Annotated in this window: 16 protein-coding genes and 1 pseudogene; 3 read left to right on the forward strand and 14 right to left on the reverse strand. The window is 65.0% G+C overall.

Annotation, left to right across the window (positions count from 1 at the left end; all coding sequences use genetic code 11):
* Positions 1–29 precede the first annotated feature (29 nt).
* From ABGV18_RS09340 to ABGV18_RS09370, 7 genes are all read right to left on the reverse strand, one after another.
* A complete protein-coding gene (locus ABGV18_RS09340) occupies positions 30–326 on the reverse strand; it encodes a BMC domain-containing protein (RefSeq protein WP_396580952.1) in 297 nt (98 codons plus the stop codon).
* A 45-nt stretch (positions 327–371) separates the two neighbouring features.
* A complete protein-coding gene (locus ABGV18_RS09345; RefSeq protein WP_396585789.1) occupies positions 372–620 on the reverse strand; it encodes a carboxysome peptide B in 249 nt (82 codons plus the stop codon).
* Position 621: 1 nt separating this feature from the next.
* Positions 622–873: a carboxysome peptide A gene (locus ABGV18_RS09350; protein WP_058575620.1), complete on the reverse strand. Its 252-nt coding sequence runs from the start codon at positions 871–873 to the stop codon at positions 622–624.
* A complete protein-coding gene (locus tag ABGV18_RS09355) occupies positions 870–2,432 on the reverse strand; it encodes a carboxysome shell carbonic anhydrase (RefSeq protein WP_396585790.1) in 1,563 nt (520 codons plus the stop codon). Before ABGV18_RS09355 ends, ABGV18_RS09350 begins: the two co-directional genes overlap by 4 nt.
* A 21-nt stretch (positions 2,433–2,453) precedes the next feature.
* Positions 2,454–5,243, reverse strand: a complete 2,790-nt coding sequence (locus ABGV18_RS09360) for a CsoS2 family carboxysome shell protein (RefSeq protein ID WP_396585791.1) — start codon at positions 5,241–5,243, stop codon at positions 2,454–2,456.
* A 63-nt stretch (positions 5,244–5,306) separates the two neighbouring features.
* On the reverse strand, positions 5,307–5,639 hold the full coding sequence (locus ABGV18_RS09365; RefSeq protein ID WP_396585792.1) for a ribulose bisphosphate carboxylase small subunit: 333 nt from the start codon (positions 5,637–5,639) through the stop codon (positions 5,307–5,309).
* A gap of 43 nt (positions 5,640–5,682) precedes the next feature.
* Positions 5,683–7,104: a form I ribulose bisphosphate carboxylase large subunit gene (locus ABGV18_RS09370; protein ID WP_396585793.1), complete on the reverse strand. Its 1,422-nt coding sequence runs from the start codon at positions 7,102–7,104 to the stop codon at positions 5,683–5,685.
* A gap of 156 nt (positions 7,105–7,260) precedes the next feature.
* Here ABGV18_RS09370 and ABGV18_RS09375 point away from each other — a divergent pair, with 156 nt between their 5' ends.
* Positions 7,261–8,178, forward strand: coding sequence for a LysR substrate-binding domain-containing protein (locus ABGV18_RS09375; protein ID WP_396585794.1), 918 nt, complete (start codon positions 7,261–7,263; stop codon positions 8,176–8,178).
* Positions 8,179–8,184: 6 nt separating this feature from the next.
* On the opposite strand, the gene ABGV18_RS09380 is transcribed toward ABGV18_RS09375, so the two are convergent.
* The 4 genes from ABGV18_RS09380 to lgt form a co-directional block, all read right to left on the reverse strand.
* Entirely contained in the window at positions 8,185–8,643 is a 459-nt protein-coding gene (locus tag ABGV18_RS09380) for a hypothetical protein (RefSeq protein ID WP_396585795.1), read from the reverse strand.
* Between the two features lie 197 nt (positions 8,644–8,840).
* Positions 8,841–9,344: a type 3 dihydrofolate reductase gene (gene folA, locus ABGV18_RS09385; RefSeq protein ID WP_396585796.1), complete on the reverse strand. Its 504-nt coding sequence runs from the start codon at positions 9,342–9,344 to the stop codon at positions 8,841–8,843.
* A 130-nt stretch (positions 9,345–9,474) separates the two neighbouring features.
* The gene (locus ABGV18_RS09390) at positions 9,475–10,269 is read right to left on the reverse strand and encodes a thymidylate synthase (RefSeq protein WP_396585797.1); all 795 of its coding nucleotides are present in this window, start codon (positions 10,267–10,269) and stop codon (positions 9,475–9,477) included.
* The gene (gene lgt / locus ABGV18_RS09395; RefSeq protein ID WP_396585798.1) at positions 10,266–11,087 is read right to left on the reverse strand and encodes a prolipoprotein diacylglyceryl transferase; all 822 of its coding nucleotides are present in this window, start codon (positions 11,085–11,087) and stop codon (positions 10,266–10,268) included. Before lgt ends, ABGV18_RS09390 begins: the two co-directional genes overlap by 4 nt.
* Positions 11,088–11,179: 92 nt before the next feature.
* On the opposite strand from lgt, the gene ABGV18_RS09400 reads away from it, so the two are divergent.
* A complete protein-coding gene (locus tag ABGV18_RS09400) occupies positions 11,180–13,195 on the forward strand; it encodes a DUF255 domain-containing protein (protein ID WP_396585799.1) in 2,016 nt (671 codons plus the stop codon).
* 157 nt (positions 13,196–13,352) lie between these two features.
* On the forward strand, positions 13,353–14,156 hold the full coding sequence (locus ABGV18_RS09405; RefSeq protein ID WP_396585800.1) for a GNAT family N-acyltransferase: 804 nt from the start codon (positions 13,353–13,355) through the stop codon (positions 14,154–14,156).
* A 277-nt stretch (positions 14,157–14,433) separates the two neighbouring features.
* Here ABGV18_RS09405 and ABGV18_RS09410 read toward each other — a convergent pair.
* From ABGV18_RS09410 to pheT, 3 genes and pseudogenes are all read right to left on the reverse strand, one after another.
* Positions 14,434–14,698, reverse strand: a pseudogene (locus tag ABGV18_RS09410) (MerR family transcriptional regulator); the annotation flags it as partial.
* Positions 14,676–14,978, reverse strand: coding sequence for an integration host factor subunit alpha (locus ABGV18_RS09415; RefSeq protein ID WP_396580934.1), 303 nt, complete (start codon positions 14,976–14,978; stop codon positions 14,676–14,678). The pseudogene ABGV18_RS09410 and the gene ABGV18_RS09415, both read right to left, overlap by 23 nt.
* Before the next feature lie 23 nt (positions 14,979–15,001).
* On the reverse strand, positions 15,002–17,377 hold the full coding sequence (pheT, locus tag ABGV18_RS09420; RefSeq protein WP_396585801.1) for a phenylalanine--tRNA ligase subunit beta: 2,376 nt from the start codon (positions 17,375–17,377) through the stop codon (positions 15,002–15,004).
* Between the last annotated feature and the right edge of the window lie 27 nt (positions 17,378–17,404).

A 17,404-nucleotide genomic window follows, 5' to 3' on the forward strand; every position in this document is an offset into this window, starting at 1 on the left:
TCAGGACGCCGACATTGCGTAAATCCGCCTTAGGCTTCCACGGCTTTCGGCAGGATGTTTTCTACTTCGGAATGGACACGCGCGATGATGTGCGCAGCAACCAGACCGTCACCAACGCGCTCACACGCATCGGCACCAGCGCGAACGGCGGCGTTGACCGCACCGGTCTCACCACGGACCAGAACGGTCACGTAACCACCACCGACGAATTGACGACCGATCAGGCGAACCTCGGCAGCCTTGGTCATGGCGTCAGCCGCTTCGATCGCCGGCACGAGGCCGCGCGTTTCAATCATTCCCAGTGCGATACCGGATACATCAGCCATCTTGTCTCTCCTCTCGAACGACTTGTTTAAACAGAAAACCGAATGTCAGCAAGGATCCCAATGATCGATGATGCCGACTATTGTCAGATCCGTCTGGATCTCGGGATCCGGGAGCGCCAACCGGGCGGCAGAACCGCTGACGGTGACGACCCATTTACCCTCTGGTGCCCCGACCGGGTCGGCCGCGACGTTGAGGCCGCCGGACTGATCGACCAGCACCCTCATGGAAACGTGTTTCAACCCGGGCACGCGCCGCGTGGCCACCAGGTCGGAACGTACCTGCATGATCTCCATGTCACTCAGCAGACCATTGGTCGATGATCCCGACGATGGTCAGGTCGGACGGGTAGGACTTGCTACCTGCCGCTTCCCGAGCCGCCGAGGAACCGACGCAGATCACCCAGTCGCCCGGGATGCAGCCGATGGCGTCAACGGCAACCTGCGGCGTGCCGCCCGGCTTGTCGGTAACGACCAGGAGCGGGCGGTGGCCCAGCTCGCCGATCCGATTGGTCGAGACCAAGGTCTTTTCGACCCGCATGATCTTCATGCCTGAGAAACCTCTTCAATTTCGCTGCCCGGCAGGCGGTCCTGAACGGTCAGCTGGAAATACAGCATGTCCTGTTCATCCAGCTCCGAGTGGCGCTCGCGGATCGCGTTGCAGACCCGCTGTGCCCGGGCCACGGCCCGTTCGCGTCCACCCGGAACACGACCGTCGTAACGGAAGTGGATGGCAATCGGGATGGGTAGTCCGTGGCTCACGTTGAGCTTGCGGAAAATCTTGATCCCGACGTCCAGGTCGTTCGTGTTCTCTTCTACCGTGTGGAGGTGCGCGAAATACGCCAGATTGCGCATCTGCACCTCCTCGAAGCCATCGCCGACGCTGATGTAGCGCTCGGCATGGCCGATGATCTCGGCCGGGTAACGCCCCTGATACCGCTCCGTCACGTAATCGATCTGTGACAGGTTGTTGATCAGCAGGCTGGCCACGAAGCGCCGCATGCCGTCATGCGGCTCGCCCCCGGTCGTACGCCCCCAGTCATCGGTTTCGTTGACCGAGCGGATGGCATCGTAAATGGCCAGATGGGCCGCATCGCGCTCCAGGTTCAACGTCTCCTGATACAGGTAGGCGTTGTCGATGTATCGATGCACGCTGACATCGCCGTTGGCGTCGGGGATATGGACGCGAATCGCGTCCGTGTCCGTGTCGACGCCCACCAGCAGGATGTCCGTGCTGGCACCACAGCAGTAGGTGTTCTCCACTGCCTGGCGGAAGGCCTGCAGCCGATCCAACGCGGCCTCGGCTGCCTTGCGCTCGTCGCTGCCATGCGCGGCGCAGCCTTCATGGTGAGGGTCCGAGGAGCTGCCGTGGTAGACCGCGATCTTGAGATAGCGGCTGCCCACGTCAGCCCGGTTCGGTACGCCCTCGCGAAACCGGCGGAGTTCGACCTCGCTCCAGAGCCGAAGATCCTCTTCGACGTCGAATAGTGCGCCGGCATACGCCTTGCGATAAGTGAACGACCAGGGCGGGAGCCGAAAGATAAACGGCATCAGGCCCTTTAACCGTCCGTCCGAGCAGGGGCTTATATCGACCGCGTGAAAACCGCAGTCGAGAAAGAAACTACTCGTGGACAGTGCGTCGTCCTTTTGGTCTTCCAGTTTGCGCCCGAACTGCTTGGTGGCAGCGTTGAGCGCCTCAAAGGTGGCACTTGCGAAAAGTCCCCGCAGATCCGGTCCTTCGATCCAGCTGTCGTTGACCTGGGCATCAGTGAAGCCATGGCCCAGCCGGTCGTTGGCCCGTGCCTGGATGCGGTCGCCCAGTTCCCCGTCACGGGGCAGGGCGGCCACGTCCTTGAGAAACGGCATGATGCGATCGAACCGCTCCTTGACGGAGTCTTCGCAATACGCCAGTTGCCGATTGGCCTCGTGGTTGGTGAGCGGGTGGCGACAACCGCGTTCCGGCAGCGAGGGGCAGGCCGGGTGCGCGACCGGCTGGGGCGCGCCCATCGGGCTGCGAAGCCCGCTGGGTGCACCCAGGCCGAACGGCGCCCGACGCTGGCCCAGTCGGGGCGCACCCTGACTGCTGCGACGAAACGGCTGTTGTGTCATTTGCCCTCTCATTCCAGCCACTTAGCCCCGAGCACCACCGGAGTAGGTGATCGTCGAGCCGTTCATGTCGGTACCGCTGCTGCCGGTGATCTTGGATGCCGGAACATCCGGACGCGGCACTTCACGGTTGACCCAGGCATTGCGTACGGCACCACGAGCCTCACCACGCAGGGACGGGTTGCGGCCCTGGGCCCACTGACCCTCGGTACCGGTCACCGAACCATTGCGCGACCAGTCATCACCAGAGATGCGGCAGCGTTCACCACCTTCTCCCGTGACGCGCTCACGCATCTGCGTTTCAGGAGCGCACTGCAGCGTGGCGTCAGCCGGAGGAGCGGCAGCCGGGATCTCCGGTTGCGGCTCTGAGGCTGCCACCGGCTGCGCCGGTGCGTTCTGAGTCGGTGCCGGAGCAACCGGGGCGGGTGCGGGTGCCGGTGCTGCGGCCGGTGTCGGCGCAGGCGTCGGCATGATCGAACCCATCCGCGGATGCGAGGCGCTCGGCTCAGGGTGACGGAACTCCGGCGTACCGGTGATCAGTCCCATGGCCATGTTGCCGGGGCCCGTGATACGGCCGCCGCCTTGATCAAAGGAACTGCCCGTGACGCGACCGCGAGCGGCGCGCGCCGGCGTGTTCACGCTGAAATCCTCGGGGGCCGTGATCGGCTCCTGGGACGGGGCGTAAGCCGCCTGTGGCGCGGGCCGTGCACTCGGCTGGGTCCGCGCGGCCAGCGGATGGCTGGTCGGTGCGGCACAACCGGTGTGCAATGCGTTGGCGTAGGGCGTGCCACTGACGTAGTGGTCATGACCGTACTCGTTGCCGGTGACATCCTCGGTCCAACCCATTGGCGTACCGCCAATGGACTGACCTTCACAGGTCATCGACGTCTCGACCTTCTCAGCGTGGGGTGCGGGCGAACCCGAGCAATAGGCACCATAGTGTTCAGTGCCGTAGTACTCGGTACCGGTGACGGGCATGCACCCCCCTTGCTCGTCACCGGACATCTTTGGGTGATGGTCGACGCGCTGACCGGTCAGTCCACGACCCGCGAGGGTGTGCATGGTCTGAACCTTGTCGACGCCGCCACCGCAAAAACGCGGTTCGCTGTACTGAGAACCCGTCAGACGGGAGCAGGAGCCCGGCTCGTTGCCCGTCACGCGCTCGCTACGGTCCACGAGATTGCCCGTGATCCGCTCACCGTGACGTGACTGATCGACGCCGACCTTGTCGTAGCCCGGCTCGGGACGCGTGTCGCAGAACGACTCGTACTGCTCGAAGCTCAGGTACTGGGTACCGGAGACATTACGGCAGGTGCCTGGCTCGTCACCCGTGACATGGCTGGAACGACCAATGGCGGTGCCGGACACGGCGCGACCGGTGTAGGTATGCGTTTCCGCCACCTTTTTCGGTGCCCCGTTGATGGTCATCCGCGCTACGCCCGAATCCGCGTACTCGGACCCGGTGATCGACCGGTTTGCGCCAGTCTCCCCACCGGTGGCCCGGGCCGGACGGAACTCGTCGCTACCGGTCACACGCATCTGCTTCTCGGTCCGACCTTCCACGACCTTGTCGGCGTGGCTAGGACGGGCCTTGGTGCCGCAGAACGATTGCAGGTCTTCGCTGCTCAGGTACTCGGTGCCGGTCACGGACTCGCAAGTCCCGCGCTCGTCACCGGTGACCTGATTGGCTCGACCTACCGCGGTGCCGCTGACGCCGTGACCGCGGGCGGTCGATGACGTGCGGACCTTCGGCGCGTTCGGCTGCGGGCGGGTGGAGCAGAACGACTCGTACTGCTCGTTACCGACGTACTCGGTGCCGGAAATCACCCGGCAGCTGCCGGATTCGTTACCCGAAACGCGACGCGAGCGCTCCACCTGGGTGCCCTTTACCTCACGGCCGGAAATCGTGTGACCGGTTTCCACCTTTTTTGGCGCGGACGCCTCGCTGGTGGCTTCCGGCTTGCGACGTCCGGTAGGACGGCAGGACGGGGCGCTGCCCCGGCCGTACTGGCACAGCATCTCGCGATGGCGCATGGCCGCTTCGCGTCCGCTGGCACTGGTGTCCAGATAACCCGGAACCTGGTAACCCACACGTCCCGGACCGCCCTGCGAGGCCGGCTTGGCCGGCAACGCACGCTTGCCTTTGTTTGCCATCGCCTCACGACGAGCCTGGCAAATCTGGCGCACGCGGTTGGCCTGGGGGCCAAGGCGGGCCGGACGCTTCTTGGCGACCGTGCAGAGCGACTCGAACGACGCCTCGTGCTCGGAGGAGTCGGCCTGGATGTCGTTGCTAGCCGGTGCCGGCTTCGACTGCGAGCGAACCTCGTCAGCGAAGGGCATCTGCTTGCGACCCGGGCCGCCCTGAGAGGCGGGCTTCGGCGGGAGTGCGCTCTTGCCGTACTTCGCCATGGCCTGGCGACGGGTACGGCAGACGGACCGCACCAGGTCCGCCTCGGAACCGTATTGACTCGGATCGGACTCGGCAAGCGAGCACATCTCGTCAACGGATTCCTTGGTGGACCCGGATGCGTGGGATTGTGAGTTGGCAGCGCCGTTGCTGCCGGAATCCCGCGATGCCGCGGGGTTCTGACGAGCGGCCGACGCGGCCTTTTTCCAGGTCGAGGTGCTGGCGTTCTTGCCGTGTGCAGACAACTGAGCACGACGGGCGCGGGACAGTTCCTTGCCGGTCAGACCGGCGAGGCTGCCGCCACCCTGAGAAGCTGCCGCGGTGTTGCCACCACGGGAAAGCTCCTCGCGTCGGGCGCGAGCTGCTGCACGATTTCTGGTTGAGTTGTTTCCAGATTGTACAGGCATGCCTGTTGTACCTCGTGTTGATGGTTGCGCTGCTCGCCCGAAGGCGGGCAGCCACATCGCTTATCAGCCGGCGCGGTAAACCACGAAGGCGATACCCTGGCTCTGGGTGAAGTTGTCATACGCAACCAGGCGAACGTGATGGCCCGGGTACTTGCGGTGGCACTCTTCGATCTCGGTGAGCACGTTGTCGACGTTGTCTTCACCGAAGAACGGCAGCTTCCACATGTCCCAGTAGTGGTTCATCATGTTTGCCGGCTCGACGTGCTCGACGCTCGGGCTCCAGCCCTGGGCGATGGCGTACTCGATCTGAGTGCGGATCTGGTCCGGGGTCATCGGCGGCAGGTAGGAGAAAGTCTCGAACTTGACCGTCGTCTTGTAGTCCTGCATTTGGTTCATGGTTTCTTACCTATGAGTCAGATTCTGGTTAAGAAGGCCTGGATTAGCGGTTCTGGGTGTCGAGCTTGTCGACGGTGTCGAACTCGAACTTGATCTCTTTCCAGGTTTCCATGGCGATCTTCAGTTCCGGGCTGTGCTGAGCGGCCTGGGTGAGGATCTCCTTGCCTTCACGCTCTACGTCACGACCCTGGTTGCGGGCCTCGACACAGGCTTCCAGAGCGACGCGGTTGGCGGCGGCGCCAGCGGCGTTGCCCCACGGGTGACCCAAGGTGCCACCACCGAACTGCAGGACCGAGTCGTCACCGAAGATGGCGACCAGTGCCGGCATGTGCCAGACGTGGATACCACCGGATGCGACGGCGAAGACGCCCGGCATGGAGCCCCAGTCCTGATCGAAGAAGATGCCGCGCGAGCGGTCTTCCGGGATGAAGGATTCACGCAGCAGGTCGATCCAGCCCAGCGTGGAGGCGCGGTCGCCTTCCAGCTTGCCTACGACGGTGCCGGTGTGCAGGTGATCACCGCCGGACAGACGCAGGATCTTGGTCAGTACACGGAAGTGGATACCGTGGGTCGGGCTGCGGTCGATAACAGCGTGCATGGCACGGTGGATGTGCAGCAGCACGCCGTTTTCCTGACACCACTTGGCCAGACCGGTGTTCGCGGTGAAGCCGCCGGTGATGTAGTCGTGCATGATGATCGGTGCGCCAATTTCCTTGGCGAACTCGGCACGCTTGTACATGTCTTCCGGGGTCGGCGCGGTGACGTTCAGGTAGTGACCCTTGCGCTCGCCGGTCTGGTTCTCGGCAGTCTGGGTGGCTTCCTGAACGAACAGGAAGCGGTCACGCCAGCGCATGAACGGCTGCGAGTTGATGTTCTCGTCGTCCTTGGTGAAGTCGAGACCACCACGGAGGCACTCGTAGACCGCACGGCCGTAGTTCTTGGCCGACAGGCCCAGCTTCGGCTTGATGGTGCAGCCCAGCATCGGACGGCCGTACTTGGACAGCTTGTCACGCTCTACCTGGATACCGTGCGGGGGACCGCCACAGGTCTTGATGTAGGCGATCGGGAAGCGAACGTCTTCCAGGCGCAGACCACGGATGGCCTTGAAGCCGAATACGTTGCCGACCAGCGAGGTGAACACGTTGACGACAGAGCCTTCCTCGAACAGGTCGATCGGGTACGCGATGAACGCGTAGAAGGCGGAGTCGTCACCGGGCACGTCCTCGATGCGATACGCACGGCCCTTGTAGTAGTCCATGTCGGTCAGCAGGTCGGTCCACACCGTGGTCCAGGTACCGGTGGAGGATTCGGCTGCAACAGCGGCAGCGGCTTCCTCGCGATCGATGCCCGGCTGCGGGGTGATCTTGAAGCACGCCAGCAGATCCGTGTCGAGCGGCGTGTACTCCGGCATCCAGTAGGTTTCGCGGTAATCTTTTACGCCCGCGCTGTAACTTTTGTTCGCCATAGCGATCCTCCGGAAGGGTAAGGTTGGCATTGGGTTTGGGATCGACCTAGGGGAAGGCCCCCTCTTTCGTCTCGGTCGATACTATACGTCCACCGACCATCAAAGCAATTCAAAATAAGTGATGTCCACCATAAAGAAAGCCTTATGGGTTAGCCGATGATTCGATACACATTGCACCAGCTGCGCGTCTTCAGCGCCGCGGCCGAGCTCCTCAACTACACCAAGGCAGCCGAGAAGCTGCATCTTACTCAACCCGCGGTATCGATGCAGATTCGTCAACTGGAAAACAACGTCGACCTGCCGCTGTTCGAGCAGACCGGTCGGCAACTGTATCTCACGGATGCCGGAAGGGAGCTATACGGTTACGCGCAGCGCATCCTCGAAGTGATCGCCGAGGCCGATGAGGTGTTGCAGGGAATGAAGGGCGTGCATCGCGGCCACCTGCGGGTGAGCGTCGCGAGTACGGCGAACTACTTTGTCGCCCGCCTGCTGGCCGATTTCTCCAAGCGTTACCCGGGGGTGTCGATCAGCCTGGACGTGACCAACCGGCAGAGCTTGCTTCGGCAGCTGGCTCACAACGAGACGGATATCGTCATCATGGGCGAGCCACCCACCGATGCCGACCTGCATTCCGAGGCCTTCCTGGAGAACCCGCTGGTCGCGATCGCGGCGGCGGACCACCCGTTGGCCGGGCGCAAGGCGATCACGCTCGAAGAGCTGGCCCAGCACCGATTTGCTCAGCGTGAGTCGGCTTCTGGCACGCGGGCGGCGATCGAGCGCTTCTTTGAGGAACACGGCCTGGCGGTCAAGCCGGGACTGGAGATGCGTTCGAACGAGGCGATCAAGCAGGCGATCGAGGCGGGTCTGGGTGTAGGGATCGTCTCGCAGCACACGCTGGAATTGGAGTTGGAGACCGGTCGGCTGGCGATTCTGGACGTCGAGGGGCTGCCGATCATCCGGCACTGGTACATGGTCCAGCGCCAGGGCAAGCGGGATACGCCGGTAATGCGCAGCTTCCACGATCACGTGCTCGAACAGGCCGAGCGGCAGGTGCGTCTACCCAAGACGAATTAAGCTCCCCTAGCGCTGCTGGCGCTCCTCCTCACGGACCAGCGGCGCCCAGAACTCGCGCAGCGCGCCGATCGGCACGGGCTCGCGCGCATTGAGAAACGGCTCTGCCGTGGCGACCAACACCGGGTGGCGCTCGGTCATCTGCTGCATCCAGTGGATGTCGCGGTAGGAGAGGTAGTCGCGGCTGAAATGCGCTGGCAGGGAGGCCCACTTGGCGATGCTCGCCGCCGGTGCCAGCGCGAGCCAAACCGCCATGGCGATCAGCGGTATGCCCACCCAGGGGTGCCCGTACTGCGCGGTGTCGGCCAGTAGCGACCACTGCAACATGAAGAACGCGCCGCTCAGCGCGATCACGCTGGCGTAGATCCAGCGGTGTTTGAGGGCAATGTCGTAGACATCCACCAGTCGGGCAATCAGCTCGGGCTGGTGGCCGAATTCGTCGCGCAGATCGAGTGACGGCAGGGTCATCGCGGACTCCGGGTTGCGTGTTCCGGCGGGGGTGACAAGCACCGTCCCGCAGCATTCGGGAATCCCTTCATTAAGGGAAGGTCGGCACGAATCCGATGCCACTCTGGCTTGGCCAGCCGTTCGTGATCAAGGCGCGCAGAGCGGTATCGGATTCGTGCAGCCCTTCCCGTGTAAAGATAGTCGATTGGGGTTTCCAGTCAGGCGGGAACGCGATCGAACACCAGGTACTGGTAGGCGTAGGGGTTGCGATCGTCCGGCTCGTGGCGCGTGGTCTCGGTGAGCGTCCATTCGTCGGGGACGTACACCGGGAAATGCGCGTCGCCCGCGACTTCCACTTCCACCAGCGTCAGGTACATCCGGTCGGCACGGGGCAGGTACTGGTAGTAGATGTTCGCCCCACCCATCACCATGGCCTCCTCGGTCTCGTCGAGGTGCGCTTCGGCCTCGGCCAGGGCGGCATTGAGCGAGTGGACCGCGATCACGCCCTCGGCACTGAAGCCCTCGTCCCGGGTGACCACGATGTTGGTCCGCCCAGGCAGCGGCTTGCCGATCGACTCGAAGGTCTTGCGCCCCATGATCAGGGGCTTGCCCATGGTCAACTGCTTGAAATGCTTGAGGTCGGCCGGGAGCCGCCAGGGTAGCTGGTTGTTGCGACCGATGACCTGGTTGCGGGCCATCGCGGCAATGAGACTGACGCGCATGCGGATTCCTGCCTCGCGGCATGGTGATGAAAGTGGGGTTAACTTGGCAGTTTAGCCCAAACACCGAGCCCCTTCATCTCATGTCGCCCGTCCTGGGAAGATTTCGCGCCGAGGTTTCCACACGCCTTGTCTATACGGCAACCTTGGCCTTGATGTGCGAGTGCGGGTCGTAATCGGCCAGTTCGAAGTCGTCGAACACGAACTCGTCGATCGTGGTGCGGGCCGGGTTGATGCGCAGGGTCGGCAGCGCGCGCGGCTCACGGGTGAGCTGCTCACGCGCCTGGTCGAGGTGGTTGTGGTAGAGGTGCGCATCGCCGAGCGTGTGGACGAACTCGCCCGGCTCGAGGTCACAGACCTGCGCCACCATCATGGTCAGCAGGGCGTAGCTGGCGATATTGAACGGTACGCCGAGGAAGATATCCGCGCTGCGCTGGTAGAGCTGGCAGGAAAGCCGGCCGTTGGCCACGTAGAACTGGAACAGCAGGTGGCAGGGCGGCAGGGCCATCTCGGGGACATCGGCCGGGTTCCAGGCCGTGACAATCAGGCGACGCGACTCGGGATTGGTCTTGATCTGCTCGATCACCTGGCCGAGCTGGTCGATGGCGCCGCCGTCGCGCGTCGGCCAGGAGCGCCATTGCGCGCCATAGACCGGACCCAGATCCCCGTTTTCGTCGGCCCACTCGTTCCAGATGCGCACGCCGTTGTCCTGCAGATAGCGGACGTTGGTATCCCCGCTGATGAACCACAACAGCTCGTGGATGATCGAGCGCAGGTGCAGCTTCTTGGTGGTCAGTGCCGGGAAGCCCCGTCCGAGGTCAAAGCGCATCTGATGGCCAAAAACGCTGCGCGTGCCGGTGCCGGTGCGGTCGTCGCGATCCACACCGTGGTCGAGGACGTGCTGCATCAGGTCGAGATAGGCCTTCATTCGGGTCTCGCGGTCGGTTGGGTGTCAACGGGGCGGTCCATGATACCGCGGCGATAGGCCCAGAACAGTAGACCGATTCCCGCGAGGATCATGGGTGCGGAGAGCAGGTGACCCATGGTCAGCCAGTCGCCGGCGAGATAGCCGATATGCGCGTCCGGCTCGCGGACGAATTCCACCGCGAAACGGAATGTGCCGTAGCCGGCAAGGAACAGGCCGGAGACCGCCATGCGCGGTCGCGGTTTCATGGAAAAGACCCACAGCAGGATAAACAGCACCAGGCCTTCCAATGCCGCCTCGTAGAGCATCGACGGATGACGCGGCGCGGGGCCGCCGCCGGGGAACACCATGCCCCAGGGCAGATCGGTGGGACCGCCCCACAGTTCAGCGTTGATGAAGTTGCCGATTCGGCCGAAGAACAGGCCGATGGGTACAAACGGGGCGATGAAATCGGTGACGGTGAAGAACGCCAGCCCCTGCCGCCGGGCGTAGAAGGCCATGGTGGCAAGCACGCCCAGCAATCCGCCGTGGAAGCTCATGCCGCCGTCCCAGATCGCGAACAGCGACAGGGGCGAGTCGAGCAGTTGCCCCGGCTGGTAGAACAGCATGTAGCCGATTCGCCCGCCGAGGATGGCGCCGAGCGCGCCGTAGAAGAGCAGGTCGTCGACTTGCATTGCACGGAGCGGCCAGTCGGGCGACCGGACACGCCACCGGGCCAATGCCCAGGCGCCGGCAAAGCCGAACAGGTACATCAGCCCGTACCAGTGAATGGCCAGCGGGCCGAGTTGCAGGGCGACGGGGTCGATGGCGGGGTATTCCATGGGTATCCACGCGATTGTGAAACGGCCTAGAGTCTACCAGTATGGAGCGAGCGATCGCCGATCATCCATTCCCCCGACGGGAGCAAGTTTCGATGGCCAATCCGCGCCTGCTCGAATCGACCAGCCCTTACCTGCAGGCCCACGCCGACAACCCGGTCGACTGGTATGCCTGGAATGACGAGGCGCTGAGCCGCGCCCGCGAGGAGGATCGACCCATCCTGCTGTCGATTGGTTACGCCGCCTGTCACTGGTGCCATGTCATGGCCCGCGAAAGTTTCTCCGATCCCGAGATCGCGGCGGTGATGAATCGACATTTCATCAACATCAAGGTCGATCGCGAGGAGCGGCCCGATCTGGACAAGACCTTCCAGACGGCGCACGCGCTCTTGAACCAGCGCGGCGGCGGCTGGCCGCTGACCGCCTTTCTCAATCCGGACGATCTGACGCCGTTCTTCATCGGCACTTATTTTCCGTCACGGCCGCGATTCGGCATGCCCGGCTTTGCCGATCTGCTCGAGCGGGTGCACAGCACCTATCGGGAAAAGCGTGACCAGACGCGAGAGCAGGGCAGGGCGGTCCATCGGGCACTGAGCGCGCCGCCGCCGGGCAGCGACGCCTTGCCGCCGGTGTCGGTGGCCGATGCCGCCCGCGCGCGGCTCGAGGGCGCGCTGGACGACGAGCATGGTGGCCTGGGCGGTGCACCGAAATTCCCGCAATTGCCGATGCTCGATTTTCTGCTCGACGAGGCGGCTGCCCGCGGCGACGATGGGCGAGGGCGGCTGGATCATGCGGTGGCCGCCTTGCTCGATGGCGGACTGTTCGATCACCTCGACGGCGGTATCTTCCGTTACTGCGTCGATGCCGATTGGAGCATCCCGCACTTCGAGAAGATGCTGGTCGACAACGCCCAGTTGCCGGACACCCTGTCGCGCCTTGCCTCTCTGGGCCCGGAGTCGGACGAGCGCCGGGGCGTGATCGAGTCGCTGCTCGCGCGCAGCATCGATCATTTTCTCGAGCGCATGCGCCTGGCCGACGGCACCTTCGCCGCGAGCCTGGATGCCGATACCCAGGGCGAGGAGGGCGCCACCTACCTCTGGACACCCGATGAGGCGCGGGAGGTTCTGGAAACGGCCGGGCTCGATGCCGGGACCATTGATGGATTTGTGTCCGAATATGGACTCGACCGTCCGGCGAACTTCGAGGGCAAGTGGCATCTCGCCGCGTTTCACCGCGCCCAATCCGTAGACGAGGTGCGGCCACTGGCCGGGCCGATCCGTCGTGCCCTGCTGGCGCGCCGTGATGCCCGCCCGCAGCCCAAGCGTGATGACAAGTCCCTGCTCGGTCTCAATGCCATGCTGGCCACCGGTCTCTTGCGTGCGGGCAACCGGTTTGGGCGTGACGACTGGGCCAGCAAGGGGCTCGATCTGCTCGACCGGCTGGTGCCCGTGGATACCGCCGTGGCCGATCTGCCGACGGGCCACCTCGGCGGTCGACCCTCGGTGCCGGCCTTTCTCGATGATCTTGCCTTGCTGCTCGAGGCCGAGTCCGAGGCCTTCTTTCGTGTGCCGGTTGCCGAGCGGCTGGCACGCATCGAGGAGATCATTGGCACGATTACCGAGCGGTTCGACGATGCGAGCGGTGCCTTTCGGCTCAGTCACGCCGGTCATGCGGCGCCGGTGGCGGGACTGGTCGTGTTCACGGATGACGCCCAGCCGGCCGGCAACGCGGTGCTGGCCGACACGCTCACCCGGCTGGGCTATGCCCTGGGGCGGACCGACTGGCTGAGCCTCGCCGAGGCGATCTTCAAGGCGGCAGCCGGGTCGATCGATCGCGCGCCGCAGGCCCACACGCGGCTGCTTGCTGCCCTGCGACGGTTCCATCAGCCCGGTACGGTGGTGGTAATCAAGGCCCGAGAAATGACGGGCTGGCAGACGGCGATCGCGACATTGCGCCGCCGTGGCATGACGGTAATCGTCAGTGGCAGTGATGACCTGCTGCCCGACAAGCCGCTGCCGGATGCCGACGCTGGGTTGGCCTATATCTGCCGCGGGACGGCCTGCTTGCCGCCGGAGGCCGATCCCGATCGGCTGCTGCTGCAGTTCGATTAAGGAAACCCTGCGCGAAGTGCCGGCGGCCTATGCCGGTGCGACGCGTCCACATTGTCACCCGGTCATCCGGTCATCGGATCGACATCGTCCCGTCACGACACTGCCAATTCGTCTGTCCACCCTGCGATCAGGTATTTACCGTCAGGGGAGACGATCCATGCAGCGAGACGAGGCGAGCCGGCGGGACCGGTTGAATGAATCGGGTGGGTTGACGGTGGCCTTTGCCACCACCGCGGCCGAGCGCGAGGCCTGCTACCGACTTCGTTACCGGGTATTCGTCGAGGAGATGGGCGCGCACGTTCCGGCGGGACATGGCGGGCTGGAGCGCGATGCCTTCGATCCGCACTGTCACCACCTGATGGTGCGGGATACCAGTGGCGCGGTGGTTGCCTGCACCCGGGTGCTCACCGACACCCAGGCCTGCCTGACCGGCGGGTTTTACTCTGAGCAGGAATTCGATCTTGCCGGGATTCGCAAACTGCCCGGTCGGGTGATGGAGATCGGTCGGACCTGCGTGCACCCCGATTGGCGCCGAGGCGGAACGATTGCGGCCCTGTGGGCCGGGCTGGCCCGGTTCATGGCGGACAATCGCTTTGGCTACCTGATTGGCTGCGCGTCGATTCCAATGGATGACGGCGGGGCCACCGCCCGGGCGATCACCGACAGCCTGCTCACTCGCCATCTGGCGCCGGCGGAGCGACGGGTGCGCCCGCGCCGTCCATTGCCGGCCCTGGATGGACAGGCGGACACGCCATCGACTCGTCTGCCGCCATTGCTGAAGGCCTACATGCGTCTGGGGGCGACGGTCGGCGGCGAGCCGTGCTGGGACCCGGATTTCGGTTGCGCCGACCTGTTCATCCTGCTGGAGAGCGCGGATCTGCAGAGCCGTTACCTGCGGCATTTCATCGAACGCCGTCGTGCGCCGGAGCCGACGCCGGCCCGGGCGCATATCGCGGCCTAAGGGCATCAGTCTTCCGAGGCGTTGTTGCCGCAGTAGGGGGCGAGTTCGTCGACCAGTGCCTCGAGGCCGAGACGAATCTCGCGCAGGTCGAGTTGCCGGCCGGTGGGCAGGGGCGCTTCCGGGGGCGGAGTAGCCGGCGTCGAGTCGGTTTCGGGCTTGGATTCCAGCTGGGGGTCGAGCGCCAGCAGGTTGCCGCCGCTCTGGCTGATGCGCTCGCGCATGTCGCGGACGGCTTCCAGCGCGCTGGAGGACTCGCGCGAGGAGGCCTTCGGCAGGGCGGCGAGCTGCTGGCGGGCGCCGGCGATGGTGAAACCCTGATCGTAGAGCAGGGTGCGGATCAGGCGGATCAGCTCGATGTCGTGGCGCTGGTAGTAGCGGCGGTTGCCGCGGCGCTTGATCGGCTTGAGCGGTTCGAATTCCTGCTCCCAGTAACGCAGCACGTGCGACTTGACGTCACAGAGCTGGCCGACTTCCCCAATGGTGAAGTACCGCTTGCTGGGAATCGGCGGGAAGGTGAATTCAGTCTTGCTCTGGGCCGTCATAGGCTTCCACCAGCGACTTGAGTTTCTGGCCGGCGCGGAAGGTCACCACCCGGCGGGCGGTGACGGGAATCATCTCCCCGGTACGCGGGTTGCGTCCGGGGCGTTCGTTCTTATCCCGCAACTGGAAATTGCCGAAGCCGGAGAGTTTGATGTCCTCGCCCGATTCCAGCACCTGTCGCAACTCTTCGAAGAAGAGATCGACGAAGTCCTTCGCCTCACGCTTGTTGAGGCCAAGTTCGTTGTGCAGCGTTTCTACCAGATCCGCTTTCGTAAGAGCCATGTAAATCGGTTCCCGGGTTCAAGTCAACCGCGCAGCTCGACATCGTGCTGGCGGAGGTCCTCGAGTATGTGGTTGATTGTATCGGTAATTTCGTCGTCGGTGAGAGTGCGTTCGTCATTCTGGAACACGAGCTTCACCGCGAGCGACTGGTGGCCTTCGGCGACGCCCTCGCCCACGTAGCGGTCGAAGGGCTCCACATCGCGCAGCAATGCCCCGCCGGCGGCCCGGATGGCCGCAGACAGTTCGCTGAACGCCAGCCGGGTCGGGGTGACCAGCGCCAGGTCCCGGCGGATGCGCGGGAACTTCGACAGCGAGGCGCTCTGCGGTAGCGGCCGCTCGCCGATACCCGTCAGTGACAGGCGGGCGGCGAAGACCGGTCCCTTGAGATCGAATGCCTTGAGCGTGTCCGGGTGCAGCGCGCCGATCTCGCCGACCGGCTGGCCGTCGATCAGCACCTCGGCGGCCTGGCCGGGGTGCAGGGCGGAGTGGTTGCTGCCCTGAAAACGGGTCGCCGGGCCGAGGCCCAGCCCTTCCAGCAGGTCCTCGAGATCACCCTTGATGTCGTAGAAATCGACCGACCTCGTCGCCTGTCCCCATTGCTCGGGGGCGACGTGGCCGGCGGCCACGAACGCCAGCTCGCCGGACTCGCGGGCGGCCGCGGCGGTCGAGCCGGCAAAGCGGTGGCCGGTCTCGAACAGGCGGATCGCCGGCTGCTGGCGTTTCTGGTTGTGGGCGACGGCCTCGAGCAGCCCGGGCCAGAGGCTCTGGCGCATCACCGCCATCTGCGAGGCGATCGGATTGGCCAGTTCGATCGGCGTGCTGCCCGGGGTGATCACGGCGTCGAGATCGCGATCGATGAAGCTGTAGGTGATCGCCTCGAAGTAGCCTCGGTCGGCCATCAACTCGCCGATGCGCGAGGTGGTGTTGGCGGTTGCCGCCGGCAGCCCGATCTCCGGGGTCATGCGCGTGATCGGCGCGCGGAAGGTGTCATAACCGATCAGCCGCGCCAGTTCCTCGAGCAGATCCTCGGGGATCGCCAGATCAAAACGGCGGGTCGGCGGCACCACGGTGAGCACGTTGCCCTCGGTGCTGATCTCGCAGCCCAGCCGGGTGAGCAGATCGGCGGCACGCTCGGTCGCCACCGGCAGCCCGAGGCGTCGTTCGGCCCAGCCCATGTCGAGTGTGATCGACGCCGGCGCGGTCAGCTCGCGACCGCCGCTCGCTTCGACCACCGGCCCGGCCCGGCCGCCGAGCAACTCGGTGATCAGCTGCGCGGCCCGGTCGAGGGCGGCACGCGGCAGGCTCGGATCGACGCCACGCTCGAAGCGGAAGGCGGCATCGGTGGTCAGGCCGAAGCGACGCGCGCGACCGGCGACTGCCTCGGGGGTGAAGTGGGCCGCTTCGAGCACGATGCGGCCGGTTGAACCACCAACCCCGGAGGGTTGGCTGCCGATAATGCCGGCCAGCGCGATCGGGTGGGCGGCGTCGGCGACTACCAGGCAGTCGTCGTCGAGGGTAAGTTCCTGCTCGTTGAGGCCGACCATGGTCTCGCCGGTCGTCGCCCAGCGCACGCGGATGTCGCCGTCGAGCTTGTCGCCGTCGAAGGCGTGCATCGGCTGGCCGGTCTCGAGCATGACGTAGTTGAGCAGGTCCACGATCGGCTCGACCGTCGAGACGCCGGCGCGGCGCAGGCGCTCGGCGATCTGCATGTCGGTGTCGCCCCGGGCCGGGATGTCCTCGATCACCTGGGTGAGGTAGACCGGGCAGGCATCCATCGCCTCGATGGCCGCCGCACGGGTCGAGTCGGTGGTTGCCTCGGGCGCTTGGGTCTCGGGTGTGTTGAGCGTGGCATCGAACAGCGCACTGCATTCCTGCGCCAGCCCGGCGATCGACAGGGCGTCACCGCGGTTGGGGGTAATGCCCAGCTCGATCACGGCATCGTCGAGGTCGAGCCATTCGCGCAGGTCCCGGCCGATCGGGGCGTCATCGGGGAGCTCCAGCAGGCCGTCGCGGGCGCTTGCCAGGCCGAGCTCGTCGGCCCCGCAGAGCATGCCGTGGGAGGGCTCGCCGCGCAGCTTCGCCTTTTTGATCTTCATGCCGCCCGGCAGGGTGGCACCGACTCGGGCGAGCGGGGCGCGCAGTCCTTCACGGACGTTGGGCGCGCCGCAGACGACCTGCCAGGTGGTCTCGCCGTCGAACACCTCGGTGACGCGCAGCTTGTCGGCATCCGGGTGCGGGCGCACGGACGTCACCTCGCCGACCACGACGTTGTCGAAGGCCGGGGCGGCCGGTTCGATGGCGTCCACCTCCAGGCCGGCCATGGTCAGGCGGTGGGCCAGTTCCTCGGTGTCGACCTGGGGGTCAATCCAGGTTCTCAGCCAGTTCTCGGAAAAAAGCATCGGGTGTCAGGTCCTCGGGCCTTGGTC

Source organism: Guyparkeria halopsychrophila (assembly GCF_044582135.1).
Classification (GTDB): Bacteria; Pseudomonadota; Gammaproteobacteria; order Halothiobacillales; family Halothiobacillaceae; genus Guyparkeria.

Bases quoted from the DNA above. Each gene is read 5' to 3' on its own strand.
- ABGV18_RS09340 (WP_396580952.1), bottom strand. From the start codon at position 326: ATGGCTGATGTATCCGGTATCGCACTGGGAATGATTGAAACGCGCGGC.
- ABGV18_RS09345 (WP_396585789.1), bottom strand. From the start codon at position 620: ATGGAGATCATGCAGGTACGTTCCGACCTGGTGGCCACGCGGCGCGTG.
- ABGV18_RS09350 (WP_058575620.1), bottom strand. From the start codon at position 873: ATGAAGATCATGCGGGTCGAAAAGACCTTGGTCTCGACCAATCGGATC.
- ABGV18_RS09355 (WP_396585790.1), bottom strand. From the start codon at position 2,432: ATGACACAACAGCCGTTTCGTCGCAGCAGTCAGGGTGCGCCCCGACTG.
- ABGV18_RS09360 (WP_396585791.1), bottom strand. From the start codon at position 5,243: ATGCCTGTACAATCTGGAAACAACTCAACCAGAAATCGTGCAGCAGCT.
- ABGV18_RS09365 (WP_396585792.1), bottom strand. From the start codon at position 5,639: ATGAACCAAATGCAGGACTACAAGACGACGGTCAAGTTCGAGACTTTC.
- ABGV18_RS09370 (WP_396585793.1), bottom strand. From the start codon at position 7,104: ATGGCGAACAAAAGTTACAGCGCGGGCGTAAAAGATTACCGCGAAACC.
- ABGV18_RS09375 (WP_396585794.1), top strand. From the start codon at position 7,261: ATGATTCGATACACATTGCACCAGCTGCGCGTCTTCAGCGCCGCGGCC.
- ABGV18_RS09380 (WP_396585795.1), bottom strand. From the start codon at position 8,643: ATGACCCTGCCGTCACTCGATCTGCGCGACGAATTCGGCCACCAGCCC.
- folA (WP_396585796.1), bottom strand. From the start codon at position 9,344: ATGCGCGTCAGTCTCATTGCCGCGATGGCCCGCAACCAGGTCATCGGT.
- ABGV18_RS09390 (WP_396585797.1), bottom strand. From the start codon at position 10,269: ATGAAGGCCTATCTCGACCTGATGCAGCACGTCCTCGACCACGGTGTG.
- lgt (WP_396585798.1), bottom strand. From the start codon at position 11,087: ATGGAATACCCCGCCATCGACCCCGTCGCCCTGCAACTCGGCCCGCTG.
- ABGV18_RS09400 (WP_396585799.1), top strand. From the start codon at position 11,180: ATGGCCAATCCGCGCCTGCTCGAATCGACCAGCCCTTACCTGCAGGCC.
- ABGV18_RS09405 (WP_396585800.1), top strand. From the start codon at position 13,353: ATGCAGCGAGACGAGGCGAGCCGGCGGGACCGGTTGAATGAATCGGGT.
- ABGV18_RS09415 (WP_396580934.1), bottom strand. From the start codon at position 14,978: ATGGCTCTTACGAAAGCGGATCTGGTAGAAACGCTGCACAACGAACTT.
- pheT (WP_396585801.1), bottom strand. From the start codon at position 17,377: ATGCTTTTTTCCGAGAACTGGCTGAGAACCTGGATTGACCCCCAGGTC.